Here is a 19,175-nt window from a genome sequence, read left to right on the forward strand (position 1 = left end):
AACGGGGAGTCACGATGACTCCCCGCTGGTACAAGACGCTGCCTGCCCGCACGGGCGACAGAGCCCGCGGCACTCGCCGCTACTGATCGAGCCGACCCTTGAGCTTGTCGAACTCCTTCTCCACCTCTTCTCTGGCCAGGCCAAACTTCTGCTGGATGATGCCGATCAGCTTTTCCTTGTTGCCTTCGGCCTGCTGAATCTCGTCGTCGGTGAGTTCTCCCCACTTTTCCTTGGCGGCACCGCTCAGTTCCTTCCACTTGCCTTCGATGGTGTGCTTGTCCATGGCATGATCTCCGGGTCAGTCGATCTCATAAAGGTAGATGGCATACTCCTGACGAAGGCTAGCCTGCGGCAAACCCAGCGGCTAGCCCACCCCACCACACACCTTCGTTTTTTATAAACAATTCAATCAGATAACTTCCGTAAAAGACTGTTTGAGCACAGTCCATCCTCCGACCGACCTTTTCACTTCACCCATCAATCAGCCGCCGCCGCATGATGGTGACCCGCTCACCCAGATAGTCGAGCTCTTCGAGTTCTTCCCATCCCAACCGGCGATACAGTGACTGCTGATCCGGCGTGTAGAGGTGAAGCCACTCGATGCCGTGGTCGCGGGCCTCCCGCTCCACCCGTCGTACCAGCGCGGAGGCGAGCCCCTGACCGCGTTGTTCGGGCGGCACGTAGACCGAGGCGAGCCACGGTGACAGTTCCCGGCGAATACTCATGTCATCCGGCGACAGGCTCGCCGTGCCCAGGGCCTGTCCCTCCTTCATCGCCACGAACACCGAGGGCACCCCGGCCGGACCGCACATCTGAGCCACCGCCTGGCGCCAGCCGGCGATGTCGGCCTCCGGATGCAGGTGCCCCCAGGCGTCAAAGGTCCAGTCGGCGACCTGGTCAAGCTGTTGCGAAGCGGCGCTCAAGCGCTCGATGGTGATCCCGTTCATCTGTCGATTTTCGTCCATTGCTGTCCACTTCCGTCTATTGCCGTTCACTTGTGAGCGTTATTGTCCTTGCCGACACTTTTCGACGGCGCCTGCCGATCACGGCCTCGCCCAGGCTGACGCCGCAAGGATCAAGGCAACCGGCGCTGCCCGAAGCGCGCCAGCTGCATTTCGCCAAGCCGGCTCAGAGTGCGCCGGAAGGCAAACGCCAGATAGCCATCGGGATAAAGCTCCTCCATCGCCACCGACGCCTCGATCACCAGCGGTACCCGGCGGTCGTAGCATTCGTCGACCAGGGCAATAAAGCGACGCACGCTGTCGTCCCTGGCCCCCAGCGGCGGCAGTACGCGATCACCGGCGGCCACCCGCTCACTGGCGTCTTCTGTGCCACGAGCGATGGGACGCGGGGCGCCCGGTTGCCGATCCGGCGCGGCTCTGCCGTCGCTGTCATCCTCATCAGGCCTCGAAGCCAGGCACGGCACCTCCCCCAGCAACAGCGTATCGAAGCGATCACATAGCGCGATAAAGTCGAGCGCCGCCAGCGGCGCCTCGCACAAGGCCGCGAAGTCGCACCAGAGTACCTGGCCTTCGAGGCCTCTGGCCTCCAGCTTGCGGCCACCAAGCGCCAGTGTTCGGGACGTCGCCGCCTTGCCGCTCAGCCGAACAAACTGCTCGGACAGGATGCCGGGGTCGCCGGCCCTACGCACAAAATAGCGCTGGTGAACGTCGCCGGGATGGCGGCGATGATCCTGACCGCCATCCAGTTCGAGCACCTGAAGATGGGCCTGCATGGCGGCGATGGCCGGCAGGAAACGCTCGCGATTGAAGCCATCGCGATAGAGCTCGGCCGGCGGCTGGTTCGAGGTGGCCACCAGCGTCAGGCGTCTGGCGAACAGCTGCTGCATCAGCCCGCCCAGCAGCATGGCGTCGGCGATGTCCTCGACGAATACCTCATCGAGACACAGCACCCCGACCTCGGCGGAAAGCTCCTCGGCGAGCCTTGCCAGCGGGTCGGGCTGTCCGCGCCAGTAATACTGACGCTGGTGCACCCAGCGCATGAAGTGATGAAAGTGCCAACGACGCACCGTCACCGGACTGCATTCGACGAACAGATCCATCAGCCAGGTCTTGCCACGCCCCACCGGCCCCCAGAGGTACAGGCCCCGGCTCGTCACGCCGCCAGCGAGCTCCTGCTGCAAGGCGTCCAGCGCCTCGACCGCCCGGGCCTGGGCGGCATCGGCAACCAGATGTCCCTCCTCCAGCAGCGCCTGATAGCGCAGCGACAACGGCTGACATCGAGACTGGTTCAACGGCCCATGGAGCGGCCGATCCAGCCGTTGACTGCCAAGCGATGGCGCCTCTCGGTCCGGCCCAGGATGCGGTTGCAGGCCTTCACCGCTTGCTTCATCGATCCCGCCGCCGATCCTGTCACCGGTCCCTTCGCCCTCTTTGTAGCCGTCACTCATCGATAGATCCCTGGCTGGTGGTATCGACCCGTGTGCCCCCATTGCCGCCGGCACAGGTCCCTCGGAAGAGCATGCCTCCACCGTGGGCAAACGCCAGGCGCTGCACTATAGTGGCCCGTCTGCATATTCCCGATCGCTAAGGTTGCCTCTTTCATGCCCTCAGCCGCTCGTCTCTTGAGCTCCCGACCCCGCCGTCAGCGCCGGGTCTGCCTGCTGGCGGTGCTGGCCATGCTGATGCTCTTCGTGGGCCCACTGATCAGCCAGGTCCAGCGCCTGGCGATGGAGGACGAGGCCGGTCGACAACACCACCATGGACATGGTCACCACCAAGGCCTGGCTCAAGGCACCGGACAAGGCCATGCCCAGCATGATCCCACGCCGAGCGCCGCGGAAGTAGAGGGGCACGGCACGTTCGAGCCTTCCGCCGAGGGGGCGGTCGGCAAGGTCGAGGGGCACGGCACGTTTAAGCCTGCCGCCGAGGGGGCGGTCGGCAAGGTCGAGGGGCACGGCACGTCCGAGCCTGCCGCCGAGGGGGCGGTCGGTGACGCCGGGCATCATCACCTGGCCGCCTGTGGCTACTGCGTACTGTTTGCCCAGGTGCCGTGGCTGGCCCTGCTGTTGCTGGTATTGGTTAGCCTGGCGCCGCGGGCCCCGCCGGCACGTTGTGCTGCAGGCATTCCCCCCGTTGTCAGCGGGCGCTTCCAGCGTCCGACTCCCCGCGCCCCTCCCGCGTCATTGTCGTGATCCATCGAGGCCACCGCCTCCAGAGCCACCGAACGGCATCGCCGTCGGCAACTCCGCCTTCAAGAGAATGACCATGACGACGCACGCGAAACCCGTTGCGCCGGCGCTGAAGACGCTGGTGATACGACTGCACTTCTATATCGGCCTGCTGGTCGGCCCCTTCATCTTCTTCGCCGCCCTCACCGGCACGCTCTATGCGCTGACCCCGGCACTGGAGCAGGCACTGTACCGGGACGCGCTGACCACCGGTTCGGACAGCGCTTCCGCGACCTTGGCCCGGCCATTGTCACGCCAGATTGCAGCGGCCCAGGACTATCTCGATGATTCCGCCCTGCCCAGCGCCGTGCGCCCGGCCCCCGAACCCGGCGCCACCACCCGGGTGATGTTCGCAGACCCAAGCCTTGATGCCGGCGAACACCGGGCCATCTTTGTCGACCCGCAAAGCCTCGAAATCCGTGGCGACATGACTGTCTACGGTACCAGTGGGGTACTGCCGCTACGCCGGATCATCGACCAGATCCACCGCAGCCTGATGCAGGGCGATCCCGGCCGCCTCTACAGCGAGTTGGCCGCTTCCTGGATGTGGCTCGCCGCCTTGGGCGGGCTGACCATCTGGGCGGTCACCCCCTCGCCCCGAGTGCAGCCCGACAAGCAGACCCGCACCGCCCGTCGCTTGCGCACCCGCCGACGCCACAGTCTGCTGGGGCTGTTCCTGTTGGTCGGCCTGCTGGCCCTGTCGGCCACCGGCATGACCTGGTCGAAGTACGCCGGCGACAACTTCTTCACCATGCTCAAGGCCGCAGGCTGGGGGACGCCTCGGGTGTCCCAGTCGCTTCAGGCCCACGACGTCGCCTACGACGCACACGCCGACCACGCCATGCCCGGCGCTCACCCGACCGTATCGGGGTCGCTTGAGGCCTTCGACGCGGTCGAACGCCAGGCCCGTGAGGCAGGCCTCGACGCCGGCAAGATCGAGCTGCTGGTGCCCGGCGACAATCAGGCCTGGAAGGTGCGCGAGATCGACCGTAGCTGGCCGTCCCAGGTGGACGAGGTGGCGATCCATCCGCAAAGCTTCCAGGTGCTGGATCAGGTGAGCTTCAACGACTACCCGCCTGCGGCCAAGCTCACCCGCTGGGGCATCGACGGCCATATGGGCATCCTCTTCGGCCTGCCCAACCAACTGCTGCTGGCCTCCCTGGGTATCGGCATCATGACCATGGTCGGCTGGGGCTACGCCATGTGGTGGCGCCGCCGTGCCCTGACCCGCGACAGCCAGACGCTGTGGCAGGCCCTGCTGGAATTGCCGCTGTCGGTGCTGGCGCTCATTTCGCTGGTGGCGCTGCTGCTGGGACTGGCGATGCCGGTAATGGGGGTAAGCCTGGTGATATTCCTGACGGTGGACGCCCTGCGTACCTTGGTCGCGGCCCGCCGACGCGCTACCGGCTAGGCCCCACATCAGTAAAGACAGGAAAGGGCCATCGGCAAAGCCAGGAAAAGGCCATCCACCACACAAGAAGGGCGACCCACGGGTCGCCCTTCTTGCTTGATGCCAGGAGCACGCTCCGCCCCTGTCTACCTATCCACGATCAGTGGCCCTTGCCCCGAAGCCGCTGGACGCCGGTCCAGATGGCGACCAGGCCAGCACCCACGGCCAGGCCGAACGAAGCATGATCGATCAGCATTGGCATTCAGTGGCCCTTGCCCCGAAGCCGCTGGACGCCGGTCCAGATGGCGACCAGGGCAGCACCCACGGCCAGGACGAACGAAGCATGATCGACCAGCATTGGCATTCAGTGGCCCTTGCCCCGAAGCCGCTGGACGCCGGTCCAGACGGCCACCAGGGCAGCACCCACGGCCAGGCCGAACAGGCCGTTCCCCAGCATTGGCACCAGCCCGTGCATGATGGCGTCGAGGCCGGGAAGGGCTACCTCGGTCTCGGCCAGCCCCTCGATCCAGTGCCCGACCACCGGGATGCCGTGGGCAAGAATGCCACCGCCGACCAGGAACATCGCCAGGGTGCCGAAGATCGACAGCCCCTTCATCAACAGCGGTGCGCCCTTGAGCAGTCCTCGGCCCAGGGCCTGTGCCAGGCCGCCGTCCTTCTGCGTCAGGTAGAGCCCCAGGTCGTCGAGCTTGACCAGCCCCGCCACCAGGCCGTAGACACCCACGGTGATCAGCAGGCCGATGGCTACCAGCACCGCGATCTGCTGGCTCAGGGGGGCGGCGCTGACGGTGCCCAGCGCGATGACAATGATCTCCGCCGAGAGAATGAAGTCGGTGCGGATGGCGCCCTTGATCTTGTCGCGTTCAAAGGCCTTCATGTCGGTTTCGCCGTCGGCCAGCGCCGCCAGTCGCGCCTGGCGCTCCTGCTCGGCGTCTTCCTTGTGCAGGAACTTGTGGGCCAGCTTTTCCGCGCCCTCGAAGCACAGAAAGGCCCCGCCAAGCATCAGCAGTACCGTCACCAGCCAGGGCACGAAGGCGCTGATCAACAGCGCGCCGGGAATCAGGAAACACTTGTTGAACAGCGACCCCTTGGCCACCGCCCACACCACCGGCAGCTCGCGATCCGCCGCCACGCCGGTGACCTGCTGGGCATTGAGCGCCAGATCGTCGCCGAGAACACCGGCGGTCTTCTTGGCCGCCACCTTGGTCATCACCGAGACATCGTCGAGCAGGGTGGCGATGTCGTCGATCAGAGTTAACAGGCTACTTCCAGCCACAGGGCATCCCTCCTTGGCCTGGGAAAACTTGGGTAGACTCAGCATAACCGCTCGGCCCCTTCGCCGCCGCAGCAATTGCCCCGGAGGTCTATGCCATGTCGCAAGCATCCACTGGAAAGCCGGCAGCATCAAAGGCCCATCCAGACTTGCCCGATGCCAGGCCGCAGCCGGCTTCAGATCCCGCTGCTGACGATCTGACAGCCGACAAGCTGACGCCCGACGACCTGGCGCTCTTGCTCGAAGCTGTGCCCGAGGGCTACAGCGAGGTGCACTACCGGGGACGCCGCTACGCCATGACCCGACGCACCTTCAATCGAGGGCGCTCGCTCAAGGTGTTCGCCCGGGAGTTGGGCGGCAACGATGTGGTCAGTCTCAACGGCTACCTGACCGCTCGTGGGTGGCAACTGAAGCCCTGCGAAATGAGCGAGCACAAGGTGCTCGACTTCCTTGTGCATTGCAAAACCGGCTGAATGGCTGGGTCGTACCGGGATTCGATTCCCGCCGCCGCTCTCTCTCCAGGCTCGCCGCTACCCTCTCTCCACGCTCGCCGCCACCCTCTCTCCAGGCTCGCCGCCACCCTCTCTCCAGGCTCGCCGCCACCCTCTCTCCAGGCTCGCCGCTACCCTCTCTCCCAAGAGTCGCTCCGCCTCTCCCTTACGAGGTGTCGCCCTCTCGCCGCTTTCGGCAAAAAATATCCTTTTGTTGACCTAGATCACCGCGATAGCGCCCAGTTCGCACCGAAGTATGCTGAGATAATCAAAGAATACTTTACTCCGCTCCCATGGGACGTCTCATGCCTGTCGTCATGCTCGTTGTTGGAACCCGTCCCGAGGCGATCAAGATGGCCCCGGTCGCCCAGGCCATACAGGCATGCCCGGCACTGTCACTGCATCTGTGTGCCAGCGGCCAGCACGACGAGATGCTGTTCCAGGCACTGTCGCTGTTCGACCTCACGCCGGACAGCAATCTGGCGGTGATGAGACCAGCTCAGACCCTCAACGGTCTGATGCAGGCCATGATCCAGGCACTCGACCAGGACATGTCACGGGTGGCCCCCGACCTGGTGATGGTCCATGGTGATACCGCTACCTGCTTTGCCGCGAGCCTCGCGGCCTTCCACCGGCGGGTCCCGGTGGCTCACGTGGAAGCCGGGCTGCGCACCGGTAATATCGCGTCGCCCTGGCCGGAGGAGGCGTACCGCAGCATGGTGGCGCGTATCGCCCAGCGCCACTACGCCCCCACCGCGTCGGCGCGTCACAATCTGCTGCGTGAGCAGGTAGCGCCGGACTCCATCCTGGTGACCGGCAATACCGTCATCGATGCCCTGGCCTGGATGAAAAGCCGCCTCGACCGCCAAGGCTATCGCCCGGCAGCCCCCTCACCGCTTGCCGCGCTGCGCGACGACGCCAGGCTGGTGCTGATCACCGGCCACCGCAGGGAAAACCACGGCGATGGCATCCGTACCATCTGCACCGCCATCGCCGCCCTCGCCGCTCGCTACCCGGATGTCGACCTGGTCTACCCGGTCCATCTCAACCCGGCGATCAAGGACGTCGTCGAACACGCCCTGGCGGGCATCCCCAACGTGCTGCTGGTGCCCCCCCAGGACTACCGTGACTTCGTCTGGCTGATGGGCCGCGCCTGTCTGATCCTCACCGATTCCGGCGGCATCCAGGAGGAGGCTCCCGCCCTCGGTGTGCCGGTGCTGGTGATGCGCGAGCACACCGAGCGCAGCGATGCCCTGAGCGCCGGTACCGTCATCCTCACCGGCAGTGACAGCGATGCCATCGTGGCCGCCTCGGCGCGCCTGCTCGACGATGAAAAGGCGCGCCGGCGCATGGCCGCGATCCCCAATCCCTACGGTAGCGGCGACGCCGCCAGGCAGATCATCGCAGACCTCAACGATTGGCTTGTCCGCGCCGTCGAGACACTCGAGGCCGGCGATGCCTGAGTTATCTCCCGAGCTGTCACTGTGGCTGGTCGACGCCACCATCCATGTGCTGTACGCCCTGAAGTACGTCGCCATAACGCTGTGCCTGCTGATGCTGGCCATGGGCATCGATGATCTGTTTCTCGATCTGATCTACTGGACCCGGCGTGGCTGGCGCTACTGGTCGATCTATCGCGATAACCCCAGGGCCAACGAGGAGCGCCTGTATCAGGCCCGGGAGAAACCGTTGGCGGTCATGGTGCCGGCCTGGCAGGAAGTCGGCGTGGTCGGCCAGATGGCCCAGCTGATGGCCAGCACCATGGACTACGAGAACTATCAGATCTTCGTCGGCACCTACCCTAACGACCCCGAGACCCAGGCCGAGGTAGATGCGGTCTGCCAGAGCTTCAGCAACGTGCACAAGGTGGTCACGGTACGCCCCGGCCCGACCAGCAAGGCCGACTGCCTGAACAACATCATCGAGGCCATCGCGCGCTTCGAGAAGGCCGCCGGGATCGAGTTTGCCGGCTGCATCCTGCATGACGCCGAAGACGTCATTTCGCCGATGGAGCTTAGGCTCTACAACTATCTGCTGCCGGACAAGGACCTGATCCAGGTCCCGGTCTACCCCTTCCGTCCACGCTGGTATCAGCTCTCCGGCGGCCACTACATCGACGAGTTCTCCGAGTACCACGGCAAGGACGTGCTGATTCGCGAGGCCATGTGCGGCCAGGTGCCCAGCGCCGGGGTCGGCACCTGCTTCAGTCGTCGTGCGCTGGCCCACTTGAGAGAGCTCAATGACGGCATCACCTTCGACATCTGGAGTTTGACCGAAGACTACGATATCGGCTTTCGCCTGCACGAAAGCGGGCTTTCCTGTGTCTTCGTGCGCTACAGCGTCGAGCGCGACGAGCTGTCGCCTCGGCGCGAACACGCCCACGGCCTGTCGATTCGTGACAGCAAGGTGATCTGTGTGCGCGAGCATTTCCCCACGGCGCTGGGCGCGGTAGTCCGGCAGAAGTCACGCTGGATTACCGGTATCGTCTTCCAGGGTTATCAGCATCTGGGCTGGAGCCGCACCAACTGGCGTCTCAACTACTTTCTGTGGCGCGACCGTCGTGGCCTGGTGGCCTACCCCCTGGCGCTGGTCGCCACCCTGCTGATGCTGATCTTGGCAGGGCTTTGGCTTTACGCCGTGCTGTCGCCACAGGCCTGGCACTTCCAGTCGATCCTCGGTGGCTGGTTGCTGGAGACCCTGCTCACCATCAATGGCCTGTTGCTGGTCAACAGGGCCTTCCAGCGCTTCTACTTCGTCAAGATCTACTACGGCTGGCGTCAGGGCCTGCTGTCCTTTCCACGCATGCTGTGGAGCAATCTGGTCAACTTTCTGGCCAACGTGCGGGCCTGGAAGCTGTTCTTCACCCGGGCGCGCCACCGCACCTTCGCCTGGGACAAGACCACCCACGACGTCCCCCAGCTCGACGACACCGTGCAAGTCTCGCTCGAAGCCCTGTTGATCGAGGATGGCGTTGTCACCGCGAGCGATATCGAGCGCATAGGTGTTGAAGTCGGAGCACGTCGGCTACCCAGGGAGCTGATTGCACGAGACCTGGTGTCCGGTGCGACGCTGGCCAGGCTTGAAGCCAGACGGCGGGGCATCGCCAGCGTCGAGATCCATCCGCTGGTGCTGTCGCCCGCGCTGATCGACGCCCTGCCCCGGCATGTCGCCCTGCGCTACGCCACGCTGCCCATCGGCGAGAGCGGCGACAGCCTGATCATCGCCACCGAGACCGCCTTGAGTCCGGTCGCCATCGGCGCCATTGGCCGGCGCATCAAGCGTCCTGTCGAGCAGCGTCTGGTCCCGCTCGGACGCGTCACCCTTGGCCTGCGCCACTGGTACCTGGGAGAGCTTGGCGACGTCGACCGGGACCGGCTGCTTGAGCTGGATGCAGACGCCGACGCCGCACGCCTCGATGGTTACTGCGCTCACCAGTACCTGCTCGGAGAACTGTTGCTGGAGCAAGGGCTTATCACACCCGCCCTGTTCGGCCAGGCGATGATCGACTTCGACCCTGAACAGGGTCGTCTGGGCGACTTCCTTGTCGCGCGCGGGATGATCGAATCGAACGACCTTGAGCGAGCGCTCGCGCTCCAGGCGGACCACCGCCGACAGGCGGCCCGCAGTCTCGAGGATGTGGCGGTATGAAGGCCAAGGCGATGTCGCTGCTGATCGCCGTGTCGCTGGCTCCGCTGCTGGCTCAGCCACCGGCCTGGGGGCTGAGCCAGTTCGAGGAGTTTCACAGCTACCCCTATCTCGACAAGGCCTACCGGGCAGCAGAACAGCGCGACTGGGCGCAAGTCCAGCAGCTGATGGAGCACCTGATCAGCCAGGTACCCGAGAACGTCGAGGCCTATCGCCTGCTGGCCCAGGCACTGGCGAAGCAGGGCAATCTGGATGGTGCCATGGCGGCGCTGGGGGCGCTGGACGCCAACGTGGCGGCGGTCCAGATCAATGCCCTGCGCCAGGCCTGGATCGCCGACGGCCACGCCAGCGAGGGCGAGTTGACGCTATGGCTCAGCGAAACGTCGGGCAGCGCCCGGGAGGCCCTGTGGAGCGCCCAGGCCGACTATCTGCGCGCAACCCGCGGCGCCCGGGCAGCGCTGGAATGGCTTGCTACGGTGCCCGCCCGGCAGGACGCCCTGGCACGGGACCGCTACCGTGCCGCCCTGGCCGAGCAGATCCAGGACTGGAACGGCGTGATCGATGCGCTGGTGCCCCACGCCATGGAAGATGCGCTGAACGACGACGACTGGCGACGCCTGTCGATCGCCATGATTCAGACCGATGATGCACGCGGCATCAATGCCTTGATCGCCAGGCTTCCCGAGGGCGACGTCCGCCATTTCGTGCTGCGCGCAGGCGCCGATCGCGCCATCGCCCTGGGCTACTCCGGGATCGCCCAGCGCTGGCTGGCCACCCTGGAGCAGTCGGATCAGCTGGACGCCAGCGACACCCGCAAGCTGCTGCAGACCTCGCTGGCAGTGGGCGACACCGACAGGGTCCGCCAGATGGCCAGCCGCCAGGACATGGATTGCCTGACGCTGGTGAGCTGGCTCAGCGATCATGGCGACCCCGAGGCCTTGAGCACCTTCACCGAGTGCGACGCAAAGGAAGATCCGCAAAGCTGGCTGATACTCGCCGATCGTCTCGATGCCCTCGACCTGCTGGAAACCACGGAACTGCCGGAGGCCTGGCACCAGCGACGCGATCGGGTGCTGCTGGATCGCTATCGCGCCGACGGGCTGGATGACAAGGCGCTGCGCCTGCTGACACGTCAGCCACAGACGCCGGCGATCCTGCGCGAGCGCGCCGAGTTGACCCAGCGGCTGGGACGCCCCGAGGCCGCCGAGCTATGGCAGCAGCACTATCATCTGACCGGCGATTCCGGCTCGCTTGAGCAGGCAAGCTATCTGTATCTGGCATCACAGCGGCCCCAGGCGGCCCGGCGACTGCTGGAGCAAGCCTTCAAGCTTGCCCCCAAGCGGCTATCGGCGACCTCACTGGCGCGACTGGCCCAGCTTTACGCCGACGACAATGCCGGCGTCACCGATTCAACGCTGGAAGCGCTGGTACGCCAGCCCCGACTGGCCGATACCGAGCGCAACAACCTGCTCGAGCAGCTTGCCCGCCACGATCGTTGCACCGTCGTTCGCAGCGTGGCCGACGCCAGCACGCCACCCTGGGCGGCCCTCGGGATCTGCTCGCAAGACAGGCCCGCCCAGGCCGCCGCCTATTTCCAGAGGGCGCTGACACAGCTCAGCCCGCGCCAGCCAGACGCTGGCGCGGTGACGGCTGCAATGACGCAGCCAGAGATCCAGGCCCGCAAGCGACTGGCCTTCGCGCTGTTTGCCGCCGGCGACCCCGACGCCGCCTGGCGTCAGTGGCGAGCGTTCGAACGCGACGGCGCCAGCGACGGCGAACTCGACCAGACAGACCGCCTGGCCGGCGCGCGCAGTGCCCTGGCAAGTGGCGACGCCGAGGGCGCCTGGCGCTGGTGGCCCGAGGATAGCGACAGCCCTGAGGCGAGGCTGCTCGGCGCGCGCATCGCCTTGGCCCGCCACGACGCCGCCGGCGCCATGGCACTGGCCAGAGGCGCAGTAACAGCCGCCGGCGGAAAGCCCAAGACCGACGCCGCCGTCCTGGAAGGCGCGAGCCAAGTGGCCCGCCAGGCCGGAGACCCGACCCTCGCACGCCGCTGGCTGACCCAGGCCCAGGCGGCCTCGCCGGGCTCGCCAAGACTTGCCCGGGAGCTGGGACTGACGCTCGCTGCAACGGAGGAAGCAGGTGCTCGGTCAGAGGCCATTGCGCTGCTGGAGCGCGCCCGTCCGGCCTATCCAGAGGACTACGTCAGCGCCGCCACCCTGGGGAACCTCTACAGCACCATTGGCGACAACGCCCGCTCCATGACGCGCATCGAGGACGCCATCGACCTGCAGCCCTTCGACCTGGCGGTGGGCGAGGACAGCCTCGAGGCCATGGCCGAGCGCCGCTACCGGCTGCGAAGGACCCACGAGACGCTGACGCGGCGCGACCGGATCACGCTGACCAGCAGCTGGTCGCCAACCAGCCCGACGCCGGGGATACGCAGTGACCCATCGAACCACGATAACGACGACGATAGCGGCCACGATATCAACACCCAGGTGGTTCAATGGGACCACGCGCTTGGCCACGATCCGATCCACCAGGGACGGGAGCTGGCCGGCTACATGAGGGCCATCATCGGCGGCGATGATCGTGACGACTACGGGCGAGGACGCTCCCTGGGCCTGGGACTGCGGGCCAAGCCGTTGGCCCGTCACAACCTGAACCTGTACGCCGAGATGTTCGCCGAGTCCCAGAAAAACGATGACGAGCACACCGACTACAATCTGCTGCTGAGGGCCACCGGCTCCTTTCTGGATCAGGGCGATTACAGCAGCGAATGGCGCGTAAGCCAGGAGCAGTGGAATGAGCGCTCGCTCTATCTCGACGCCGCCTGGTGGACCCAACGTGGCGATGTCCAGCTGTTCGGTCGCTACCGCCAGGGCCGCACCTTCAAGCTGCCGACCGGCTCGGCCCAGACGCTAATGCCCTACGCCAGTCTCCAGGCCACCAGCCACGACACCACCGGCTGGGACGAGGATGTACGCCTCGCCGCCGGACTGCGCTGGGAGCTGTGGTACGACGAGGATCACTACAACGCCTTTCGCCGCAAGCTGAGCGTCTCCACCGAGTACCAGCAATCCCTGGGGGGCAACCTCTACCAGGAACGCGACGGCTGGATGATCCATCTGGAGCTGAGCCTGTGATGAACTCAAGCATTCTTGTGGCCGGACACCTCAAAGGCACCGCGGTGCCAGTCCCATTCGCTGGCATTGTCGCGCCACTGACCCTGACGGTGGTCCTTGCCATCCCCGTGGGGACGGTCGCTGCCGCCGACGACAGCCCCCTGACAAGAGCCGCCGAGGCCTACCGCAGCGAAACCCTGTTCTACCAGCCTCAGAATCGCGATGCGACGCTCAGCCGACAGCAGTGGCAGACGCTGTGGCGGCGTACCCGCGAGAACGGCGTCCACACCTTGATCGTGCAGTGGACCCAGTACGGCGAAGAGACCTTCGGCGGCGCCGATGGCTGGCTGTCCAGCGCCCTGGTCGATGCCGAACGCCAGGGACTCGAGCTGATTATCGGTCTTTATCAGGACCCCGAATACTACGAAACCCTCCCCGACAACGCCCGCTTCCGTCACTACTGGTACCAGCAGTTGGCCAAGGCGCACGCGCGACAGCAGCAGATCCAGCGCCAATGGCCACTGACGCCGGTGGGCTGGTACCTGCCGGAAGAACTCGATGACTGGCTGTTTCGTGAACCCGGCGTACGCCAGGAACTGACGCGCCAGTTGGCCAGCGCCAGCCAACAACTGACGGGCCCGCTGCACCTGAGCATGTTCAGCGGAGGCTTCGTGACGCCAGGGGTCTACGCGGCCTGGGCCGAGGACATCACCGAAAGCGGCTGGCAGGTGTGGTGGCAGGACGACGAAGGCACCCGCAACCTGGATCCGCCCATGCGCCAGGCCTACCGCGACGCCCTGAGCTGTCGCATCGGCGTCGTCCGCGAAGCCTTCGCCCGCACCAGCGCGACCGAATCCGACTTCCAGGCAAGCCCGGCGACCCCACGCCAACGCGGCAACGACTGCCATCCGGACGCGGTCTTTTCGCTGCGTTACATGCCCTGGGCAGAAGCGCTGCACCAAGGCCCACCTGGCGCTCTCGCTCAATAAAAAACCCCACCGGGGAGGGTGGGGTCGAATCGACAAACAGCAACCAGGATACGCGTGTTCATTTGAGCCCATCGCGGCTCAGTTGCCAGCTCCCTGGAAGGGGTACACAGGGCCCAGCGCGAGGAGGGACGTCAGCTCGTCCAGCGCCGCCAATGTCTCCTCGGCGAGTCTGGGGTCGGCCAGGTCTTCCGGTGCCAGACGCTCGCGATAGTGACGCTCGACCCAGGCGACCAGGTCGGCGTAGAGGGCGTCGTCGAGCAGCACCCGGCCGGACAGCGCCTCGCGCTCGGCCTGGCTCAGCACCACCCTGAGCCTCAGGCAGGCCGGACCACCGCCATTGCGCATGCTCTGCTTGACGTCCTTGACCACCACTTCGCCGATCGGGTTGTTGCCGGCCAGCAGGTGATCCTGGATGCACCGCCACACCGCTTCACGCTCCTGACACTCCCCCGGCACCACCAGGGTCATGCTGCCGTCGTCATTGGACAATAGCTGGGAGTTGAACAGGTAGGAGGCCACCGCGTCCTCGAGGCTGACCGCCTCAAGCGGCACCCGCACCGGAATCAGCGGCGTCGACATCTTCTCGCGCAGCGCATCAAGCGTGGCCTCTTCGTCACGGAAGGCCAGCTCGTGGTAGAGCAGCACCGGGCCATTGCCCACGGCGATGACGTCGTTGTGGAAGACCCCTGCGTCGATGGCATCCGGGTGCTGCTGGGCGTAGACCACTTGATGCTCAGCGAGCCCATGCTGGCGGGCGATGGCCTGGCTGGCCTCCAGGGTCTGGCGCGCCGGAAAGCGACGCGGCTCGACGCCGTCACCACCGAAGGCCTGACGCCCGTAGACGAACAGGTGCACCCCCGGCTCGCCGTGCTCGCCGCACAGCCGGGTGTGGTTGGCCGCGCCTTCATCGGAGAACGCCGGCGTCGCCGGCAGCACCGGGTGATGGGCGAAGTGGGCGGGATCGGCGAAGATCGCCGCCAGCACCCGACCGGTGGTCTCCGGCTCCAGAAAGCGGTGGAAGCTCGACTGCAGGTTGGCCGGGGTGAAGTGCACTCGACCGTCAGCGGCATCCAGGCTCGGTGTCACGGTGCCGGCGTTGGCCGTCCACATGCTGGAGGCGGAGCACACCGCGCGCAGCAGTTGCGGCGCCTGGCTGGCGGCCTGGGCCAGCACCTGACCGTTGTCGCCGGCAAAGCCCAGCGAGCGCAGCGCCCCCAGGTCAGGGCGCTGCTGCGGCGGCAGTACGCCCTGCACGTAGCCTGCGTCCTTCAGCGCCTTCATCTTGGCCAGGCCCTGCAGCGCCGCCTCGCGGGGGTTGGACACCAGGCCACCGTGGGACATCGACGCCACGTTGCCGTGGGCCAGCCCCGAGTAGTTGTGGGTTGGCCCCACCAGGCCGTCGAAGTTGACCTCGACCACGTCCCGCTGGCTCATATCGCTCACAGACTCACCCCCGGTGGCAGCTTTTCGGGCAGGTTGAGGGCTTCGCTCTCGACGGAGGCAACCGGGTAGGCGCAGTAGTCGGCAGCGTAATACGCACTGGGGCGATGGTTGCCGCTGTCGCCGACGCCGCCGAAGGGCGCGTCGCCGGAGGCGCCGGTGGTCTGGCGGTTCCAGTTGACGATACCGGCGCGGATGCGCAGCAGGAAGTCGTCCCAATCGGCCCGCTCACCACCGATCAGCCCGGCGGACAGGCCATAGCGGGTGTCATTGGCGAGTGCGATGGCGTCGTCCCAGCTCTGGTAGCGGTAGACCTTGAGCAGCGGCCCGAAGTGTTCCTCGTCCGGCACCTCGACCCCGGTCACGTCAACGAGTCCCGGTGTCAGCAGGCTGGTGCCCGGCTCGACCTGGCGCATGCGCGACAGCACCTTGCCACCGCGAGCCTCCAGGTCTGCCTGAGCGGCGAGCAGCCCCTCGGCCGCCTCGACGCTGACCAGACCACCGTAGAACGGCGCCTCCTCGGCAAAGGGCTCGGCCACGCGCAGGCGCTCGATGGCGCCGCTCAGGGCGTCGATCAGGCGATCACCGGCCTCGCCCTCGGGCACGATCAGGCGGCGGGCGCAGGTGCAACGCTGGCCCCCGGACAGAAAGGCCGACTGCAGGATGGTCAGCACCGCGGCGTCCTCGTCCGGCACGTCCTTGACCACCAGCGGGTTGTTGCCGCCGAGCTCAAGCGCCAGCACCTTGCCCATCTGGCCGGCGAACTGCTTGTGCAGAAGGCCACCGACCTTGGCGCTGCCGGTGAACAGGAGGCCATCGATACCGGCATCGGCGGACAGCGCCTGGCCGACCTGTGCCGCGCCCTGGACCAGGTTGATGACGCCCGCCGGCAAGCCGGCCTCGAGCCAGCACTGCAGGGTCAGGTCGGCGGTCAGCGGGGTCTGCTCGCTGGGTTTGAACACCACGGTATTGCCGGCCAGCAGCGCCGGCACGATATGCCCGTTGGGCAGATGGCCGGGGAAGTTGTAGGGACCGAATACCGCCATCACGCCATGGGGGCGATGGCGCAGTACCGCTCGGGCGTCACCCAGGTCACGCTCGCGCTCGCCGGTGCGCTCCTCACGGGCACGGATGGACAGCGCCACCTTGCCGATCATGGCGCCGACCTCGGTGCGTGCTTCCCACAGCGGCTTGCCGGTCTCGTGGGCGATGCTCGCCGCCAGGTCCTCGCGGTGGCTTTCAAGCACGCCACGGAAGCGCTCGACCAGGGCCTCACGCTGCTCAAGCGAGGTCAATGCCCAGTCGGGAAAAGCCTTGCGTGCGCTGGCAACGGCCTGGGCGACCTGCTCGTCGCTGGCGGCCTTGCCCTGCCACAGCTCGGCGCCGGTGATCGGGTCGAGCTTGGTGAAGGCCTCGGCGTCGCCGGACATCCACTGTCCATCGATAAGCAATTGTTGTGTGGGTTGCATCACGCCTCCTCGTCGGAATTCAGCACGCGCAGGGTGTCGCCGGAGGCGACCTCCAGCCTGCGCGCCTCGTTGTCATTGAGCACCAGCACGCCGTCGGCGTCGGGACCGCGCCCGACCCAGGCGGCACGGAAGTCGGCCATGCGGGTGGTCGCCGCCAGCCACTGGGGCCGCTCGGCGCTGTCGGCGTTGGGGTCGACCTCGACACGCACGTGCCGCGACAAGCGCACGCCCTTGACGTCGTCGATGTAGGCCTCGACCGTGGGACCGCCGTCGAAGATGTCGATATAGCCTTCCCAGCGCAGCCCCTGCTTCTTGAGCATGGCCAGCGCCGGGCGGGTGTGCTCGTGGACCTGACCGATGCAGGCACGCGCCTGCTCCGAGAGAAACGGCGTATAGATCGGGAACTTGGGCATCAGCTCGCCGATAAAGCTCTTCTGGCCAAGGCCGGTCAGCCGATCCGCCTCGTTGAAGTCCATGGGGAAGAAGTTGGCCCCCAGGCAGTCCCAGAAGGCGCTGCGTCCGTTCTCGTCGAAGCGTCCGCGCATCTCCGCCAGCACCTTCTCGGGAAAACGATCGCGAAACTCGGCCATGAACAGCCAACGCATCATCGACAACAGCGCGCCGTTGCGCTGATGACGGCGATCGGCACCCCGGAACTCCGGGCGCAGGAACAGCGAGGCGACCTCGGCGTCGCCGGTGTGATCCGAGCTCAGAAACAGCGTATCGACGGTGCGATGCAGGTCGAGCTGCTTGGACGAGTGCGCCAGGGTGCCCACGCGGTAGTGATAGAACGGCACTTCACGCCCGACCTGCCCTTCGATGGCGCAGCAGCCGGCCAGATGCCCGCTCTCCTCGTCCTCCAGCACGAAGAAGTAGAGACGCTGGTCCACCGGGGTCTGCTCGTTGAACGCGCTCGTGGCGGAGGCGATCTTGTCCGCCAGAAACTCGCGGTTATCGGGAAGGGAGGTGAAGCCGACCCCGGTCTCCCGAGCCAGCGCCTGGAGTTCGTCCAGGTCCCCTTCCATGATCGGTCGCATGCGCATTACAGCTCTCCCTCGTCGTAGCCCGGGTCGAGCCCGTCATCGCTCAGCCCCAGCGGCGCCGCTAGCACCGCACGTCCTTCTTCCACGCCCAGCAGTTCGGCGTGGGCCGGCGACAGCATCAGCTGGCCGGTGGGCGACAGCGCGTAGCGCGCCACCGTGCAGCAGAAGCCGTCCAGGCGCTGGTTGGCGACCATCGCAGGCTCGGCATCGGGTAGAGCGTGCTCTGGGCGGATGCGTACCGGGTGCCAGGCGGCGCGACGGAAGGACTCGAGGCGCATGCGATCGCCCTTGATCACCGGGCCTGCGTCGAACAGGTCGACGTGGCGCGAGCGCAGGAAGCCCTCGGCCAGCATCTCTTCCAGCGCCGCCTCGTGGGCCGGGTGCTCGCGTCCGATGGCCGCGCGCGCCTGGGGCGTCAGCAGCGCCAGGTATAGCGGGAACTGCGGCATCACCTCGGCAATGAAGCTCTTCGAGCGCACGCCTGCGGTGTAGTTGATCTCGTGGTAGTCGCGCACGAAGAAGTGGCGACCGACACTGTTCCAGAACGGCGACTCGCCGTCGTCGTCCAGATACCCCGGGAAGGCCATCGCCAGCACCTCGGCGAAGCGCTCGGGGTACTGGGCGATGAACATCAGCCGGGCACGGCGCAGCAGGCTCTCGGCGCTGGTGCCCTTGTACCGCGGATCCAGCGACAGCGCGCACAGCAGGCTGGCGTCCGAGACCTCATGGGACAGCGCCAGGGTCGGCACCTCACGGCGAACATTGAGCTGCTGCGAGGCGTGGATCAGGGTTTCCTGGCGATAGGTGTAATACGCCTCGGTGGCCCCGGCCAGGGCGCGGATGGTCGCCGTACCGACCACCTCGCCGCGCTCGCGATCCTCGAGCACGAAGGTGTAGTGTTCGTCGCCGGGTACCTCGGCCTCACTGGCAAACGCCCGCTGGGAGCGCGCGATGCGCTCTTCCAGGCGATCACGGTGGGCCGGCAGGTTGGTCAAACGTGGCTGGGCAGAACCCGCCAGGCGCTCCAGCGCCGGCAGGTCACCTAGCCGCACAGGGCGAACGGCCAGCATCGGATGCCCTCCCGTCAGCTCATGTTGAT

Annotated in this window: 15 protein-coding genes; 7 read left to right on the plus strand and 8 right to left on the minus strand. The window is 66.4% G+C overall.

Going from position 1 to position 19,175, the window contains the following annotated elements; all coding sequences use genetic code 11:
- Nucleotides 1–79 precede the first annotated feature (79 nt).
- The 3 genes from KUV74_RS03745 to zapE form a co-directional block, all read right to left on the minus strand.
- Nucleotides 80–283: a CsbD family protein gene (locus tag KUV74_RS03745; protein ID WP_045990910.1), complete on the minus strand. Its 204-nt coding sequence runs from the start codon at nucleotides 281–283 to the stop codon at nucleotides 80–82.
- Nucleotides 284–470: 187 nt separating this feature from the next.
- Nucleotides 471–947, minus strand: a complete 477-nt coding sequence (locus KUV74_RS03750) for a GNAT family N-acetyltransferase (protein WP_222515654.1) — start codon at nucleotides 945–947, stop codon at nucleotides 471–473.
- A gap of 128 nt (nucleotides 948–1,075) precedes the next feature.
- Complete coding sequence (gene zapE, locus KUV74_RS03755) at nucleotides 1,076–2,410, minus strand: cell division protein ZapE (protein ID WP_222515655.1); 1,335 nt, start codon at nucleotides 2,408–2,410, stop codon at nucleotides 1,076–1,078.
- 153 nt (nucleotides 2,411–2,563) lie between these two features.
- Between zapE and KUV74_RS03760 the strand changes: the two genes are divergently transcribed.
- Together KUV74_RS03760 and KUV74_RS03765 are read left to right on the plus strand one after the other, a co-directional pair.
- Nucleotides 2,564–3,154 (plus strand): DUF2946 family protein, encoded by a 591-nt coding sequence (locus tag KUV74_RS03760; RefSeq protein ID WP_222515656.1) that lies wholly within the window; start codon nucleotides 2,564–2,566, stop codon nucleotides 3,152–3,154.
- Between the two features lie 73 nt (nucleotides 3,155–3,227).
- Entirely contained in the window at nucleotides 3,228–4,601 is a 1,374-nt protein-coding gene (locus KUV74_RS03765; RefSeq protein WP_222515657.1) for a PepSY-associated TM helix domain-containing protein, read from the plus strand.
- A 343-nt stretch (nucleotides 4,602–4,944) separates the two neighbouring features.
- Here KUV74_RS03765 and KUV74_RS03770 read toward each other — a convergent pair whose 3' ends face one another.
- Nucleotides 4,945–5,874 (minus strand): DUF808 domain-containing protein, encoded by a 930-nt coding sequence (locus KUV74_RS03770; RefSeq protein ID WP_108131280.1) that lies wholly within the window; start codon nucleotides 5,872–5,874, stop codon nucleotides 4,945–4,947.
- 95 nt (nucleotides 5,875–5,969) lie between these two features.
- Here KUV74_RS03770 and KUV74_RS03775 point away from each other — a divergent pair, with 95 nt between their 5' ends.
- The 5 genes from KUV74_RS03775 to KUV74_RS03795 all read left to right on the plus strand — a co-directional run bounded on the left by KUV74_RS03775 (nucleotide 5,970) and on the right by KUV74_RS03795 (nucleotide 14,124).
- Nucleotides 5,970–6,344, plus strand: coding sequence for a hypothetical protein (locus KUV74_RS03775; RefSeq protein ID WP_261395057.1), 375 nt, complete (start codon nucleotides 5,970–5,972; stop codon nucleotides 6,342–6,344).
- Nucleotides 6,345–6,679: 335 nt separating this feature from the next.
- Nucleotides 6,680–7,825 carry a non-hydrolyzing UDP-N-acetylglucosamine 2-epimerase gene (gene wecB / locus KUV74_RS03780; RefSeq protein WP_261395058.1) on the plus strand — a complete coding sequence of 382 codons (1,146 nt, stop codon included), beginning with the start codon at nucleotides 6,680–6,682 and terminating at the stop codon, nucleotides 7,823–7,825.
- The gene (locus KUV74_RS03785; RefSeq protein WP_222515659.1) at nucleotides 7,818–10,010 is read left to right on the plus strand and encodes a glycosyl transferase family protein; all 2,193 of its coding nucleotides are present in this window, start codon (nucleotides 7,818–7,820) and stop codon (nucleotides 10,008–10,010) included. Before wecB ends, KUV74_RS03785 begins: the two co-directional genes overlap by 8 nt.
- Nucleotides 10,007–13,156, plus strand: coding sequence for an NfrA family protein (locus tag KUV74_RS03790; RefSeq protein WP_222515660.1), 3,150 nt, complete (start codon nucleotides 10,007–10,009; stop codon nucleotides 13,154–13,156). Before KUV74_RS03785 ends, KUV74_RS03790 begins: the two co-directional genes overlap by 4 nt.
- Before the next feature lie 44 nt (nucleotides 13,157–13,200).
- Complete coding sequence (locus KUV74_RS03795) at nucleotides 13,201–14,124, plus strand: DUF4434 domain-containing protein (RefSeq protein WP_222515661.1); 924 nt, start codon at nucleotides 13,201–13,203, stop codon at nucleotides 14,122–14,124.
- Nucleotides 14,125–14,202: 78 nt separating this feature from the next.
- Here KUV74_RS03795 and astB read toward each other — a convergent pair whose 3' ends face one another.
- The 4 genes from astB to KUV74_RS03815 are packed head-to-tail and all read right to left on the minus strand — an operon-like array spanning nucleotide 14,203 to nucleotide 19,146.
- Complete coding sequence (gene astB, locus KUV74_RS03800) at nucleotides 14,203–15,558, minus strand: N-succinylarginine dihydrolase (RefSeq protein ID WP_222515818.1); 1,356 nt, start codon at nucleotides 15,556–15,558, stop codon at nucleotides 14,203–14,205.
- Nucleotides 15,559–15,563: 5 nt separating this feature from the next.
- Nucleotides 15,564–17,033, minus strand: a complete 1,470-nt coding sequence (astD, locus tag KUV74_RS03805; protein ID WP_222515662.1) for a succinylglutamate-semialdehyde dehydrogenase — start codon at nucleotides 17,031–17,033, stop codon at nucleotides 15,564–15,566.
- Entirely contained in the window at nucleotides 17,033–18,076 is a 1,044-nt protein-coding gene (gene astA / locus KUV74_RS03810; RefSeq protein ID WP_045990904.1) for an arginine N-succinyltransferase, read from the minus strand. Before astA ends, astD begins: the two co-directional genes overlap by 1 nt.
- Complete coding sequence (locus KUV74_RS03815) at nucleotides 18,076–19,146, minus strand: arginine N-succinyltransferase (RefSeq protein WP_222515663.1); 1,071 nt, start codon at nucleotides 19,144–19,146, stop codon at nucleotides 18,076–18,078. The genes astA and KUV74_RS03815 overlap by 1 nt, the downstream gene beginning before the upstream one ends.
- Nucleotides 19,147–19,175: the final 29 nt, after the last annotated feature.

The sequence above is a fragment of the Halomonas sp. DP1Y21-3 genome (genome assembly GCF_019801245.1).
In the GTDB taxonomy this organism is placed as follows: Bacteria; Pseudomonadota; Gammaproteobacteria; order Pseudomonadales; family Halomonadaceae; genus Halomonas; species Halomonas litopenaei.